Annotated in this window: 3 protein-coding genes; 1 reads left to right on the top strand and 2 read right to left on the bottom strand. The window is 66.9% G+C overall.

The window, feature by feature from the left end; genetic code table 11:
• Positions 1-59: 59 nt before the first annotated feature.
• Positions 60-1,835 carry a hypothetical protein gene (locus ELR45_RS25615; protein WP_129668873.1) on the top strand — a complete coding sequence of 592 codons (1,776 nt, stop codon included), beginning with the start codon at positions 60-62 and terminating at the stop codon, positions 1,833-1,835.
• 121 nt (positions 1,836-1,956) lie between these two features.
• Here the strand turns inward: ELR45_RS25615 and ELR45_RS25610 are convergent, their stop codons facing one another.
• On the bottom strand, positions 1,957-2,340 hold the full coding sequence (locus ELR45_RS25610) for a type II toxin-antitoxin system VapC family toxin (protein WP_129668872.1): 384 nt from the start codon (positions 2,338-2,340) through the stop codon (positions 1,957-1,959).
• Between the two features lie 3 nt (positions 2,341-2,343).
• Positions 2,344-2,934, bottom strand: a 591-nt coding sequence (locus tag ELR45_RS39060) for a DegT/DnrJ/EryC1/StrS family aminotransferase (RefSeq protein WP_205857260.1), incomplete at its 5' end; no start/stop codon positions are given.

The following is a 2,934-nucleotide window of genomic DNA, read 5'->3' as shown; positions in this document are numbered from 1 at the left end:
CGCCTGTATTATCTTCTTCACGGCTGGCACTCATCGCACCCGGCCCTCGAAGGAGCGTCATGTCGATAGAGCGGACCATCGCGGTCGTCCTCGATGAAGTCACCACGGCACCGTCCCGAACGGATGGCACGTCGGCATGGTGGCGCTACGTCACCGAGGTGCTCGACCATCTCAGGCTGCCCTACCGGCAGCTCGCTCAGGTCGACACGTCGGCCACCGACGACGACGTCGCGCTCCTCGTCCTGGCCAGCACTCCCGGCCTCGACGCCTCCACGCGCAGCCGGATCGACGAGTGGGTCCGTGCCGGTGGGGCCCTCCTCGCCATCGGCGACCCGGGCGACCTCGCCGAGATCGCAGGAGTGACGCCTGCAGGCGACGTCAACGAAGGTCACGTCCGCGTCCACCGCAACGACATGTGGACACACGTGCCCGACGTCCCGTTGCACGCCATCGGCGGTGTACGGCTGCGGCCAACCGCAGCCGACGTACTGGCCTCCTGGGACGACGGCGCCGCGGCCGTGACATCACGTCGGGTCGGCGAGGGCGTCGTGCTGTGCTGCGGCGTGGACCTGTGGCAGAGCATCGTCCGTATCCAGCAGGGCCACGCGGTGGTCCACGACGGCGCACCCGCCACGGACGGCTCGGCACCGCTCGACGACGGGATCCTCAAATGCGAGGACGGGCTTGCGCTCGACTTCGTGAAGGACCGTGCGCTGCCCCCCGGTCAGCCGGTTCGACCGGACGGGTACGAGCACGTGCTCCCGCCCCCGTCGGGCCTTCCCATGTTCCACCGGCCGCAGGCCGACCTCTGGCGCTCGGTGTTCCTGCAAATTCTGTGGTCGGCCGCCGAACAGGTGGAACTGGCCACGGCGTGGCTGCACTACTGGCCGGCCGGCGTGTCCGCGGTCGCGCACATGTCGCACGACGCGGACCAGAACGTCGACGAGCACGCACGCACCGCGCTCGAAGTTTTCGCAGAGGCCGACGTGACCGTCACCTGGTGTCAGCTCTATCCCGGCGGATACGAGGCCGACACGTACGCTGCCGTCACCGAGGCCGGTCACGAGCAAGCGCTGCACTATAACGCCATGCACGACGCGGACATCGCGGAATGGGGCTGGCCGCAGTTCCGTGCCCAGCACGCATGGGCGCAGGCGGTCACCGGCACTGAACGAATCGTGTCCAACAAGAACCACTACACACGCTGGGAGGGATGGACGGAGTTCTACGAGTGGTGCGAACGGCTCGGGATCCAGATCGACCAGTCACGCGGTCCCAGCAAGCAGGGCACGATCGGCTTCCCGTTCGGCACCACCCACGTCTCCTTCCCGATCGGCGGCGCGGACCAGGGTCACCGGTATTACGACGTGCTCAACCTTCCGCTGCATACCCAGGATCTCGCACTCGCCGGTCACGAGAGCGTCCGCGACGTCATCATCGACGCCGCACTGGATCAGCACGGCGTCGCGCATTTCCTCTTCCACGGCCCGCATCTGCACCTGCGGCCGGCCACCCGCAAAGCGTGCCTGGCGCTCGCCGACGAGGCCCGCCGCCGTGGCATGCCCTGGTGGACGAGCGCCCGCATCAATGCATGGGAACGCCGGCGTCGCGGCGTCGAGCTTTCCGTGCGCCCGCACGACGAGGGCTGGCGAATCCAGAGCACCGCAGCACAGGAGCTGCCCGGTGCCGGCATCCTGCTAGCGCTGCCCGAACGGGACGGCTACCGGCTCCGCGACGGCCAAGGCACGATCTCCCCAGTGCGCCGGCACGGACGCGAGTTCCTCGAACTCGCCGTGGACATCCCCGTCGGCGCTGCCTCTTGGACAGTCGCGTAGGAGAGATCCTGCCATCTCAACATGCTCGTACCTATGACCTGCATGGATGCGCTGGCACAATCATCGAACGCCACGAGAACCTCACTAGGCGGAAATTCGCGATCGTTTTGTGAGCGTCAGATCAGCTGCTTGGGTAGAGTTCGATGTTCGCTCTGTGGGATCCGATGAGTTTGGAGTCGCCTGTCAGAAGTGGGCAGTCGAGCAATTCGGCCAGTGCGATGTACCCGGCGTCATAGATGGTGAAGTTGTGGCGGAGCTCCCATGCGCGTTCGGCGATGACCGCTCCGGGGTAGCGCTGGATACGTAGTTCGGCGAAGTCCGCTCTCGCGTCGTTGGCTCGGTCGGTTGTGAGCTTGCCGCTAAGGACGAGGCCGCGTAATGCGTTGGCGAACTCAAAGTCGATCAGATGAGGCGCGTGCAGCACTCGCGGGGCGGACAGCCGTTGGCGTAGCACGTCGTTGGTCAGGGCTTCGGTGAGTGCGTAGACAACCACCGAGCGAGTCACGCGTCACAAGGCGGGCGCCAGGGCGGCGTGTGCCTTGTGGACGGCGGCGATGATGTCCGCGACGTCGTCGTCCGTGTAGTTCTCATTCCAATCGACGACGAGGAGCCGCTCCTCGATCAGCTGCTCCGTCACCGGGCACAGCCCAGGCTCATACCGCTGGGCGGATTCGGCCGGAGGAGACGTGAGCGGGTATCCGGACTCGCCGTACGTACGGTGATCCGCCAGCACCGGTGTCAGATACAGAGGGCTCTGTATATACCCGGCGATGACGGGGACACCCTCGGCTGCCAGCACCTCGGCGTACCGGACAGCGCCCGCACCGGCGACGGCGCCGTCAACGAAGATCGGGTATCGCCAGTACGTCGCGCCGGCATGAACGCCCGCGGTAAGACCCGGAAGGCCGTTCAGTGCCGCCGTCAGCCGCTCGGCTGTCTTACGCCGGTCATCGACCACGCCATGCAACTTCTTCAACTGCTCCCGGGCGACGGCGGCCGCCAGCTCCGTCATGCGGTAGTTCAGACCCAGGAACAGGTGGGTCCGCTCGTCGGTGTCCCGTGGCCACGCCTTGTCCGCGAACAGGCGCGCCCGCCGGGC

This window comes from Phytoactinopolyspora endophytica, assembly GCF_004138495.1.
Lineage (GTDB): Bacteria > Actinomycetota > Actinomycetes > Jiangellales > Jiangellaceae > Phytoactinopolyspora > Phytoactinopolyspora endophytica.
The sequence above is the reverse complement of the archived record's forward strand: the minus strand, read 5'-3'. Positions and strand labels throughout refer to the sequence as shown.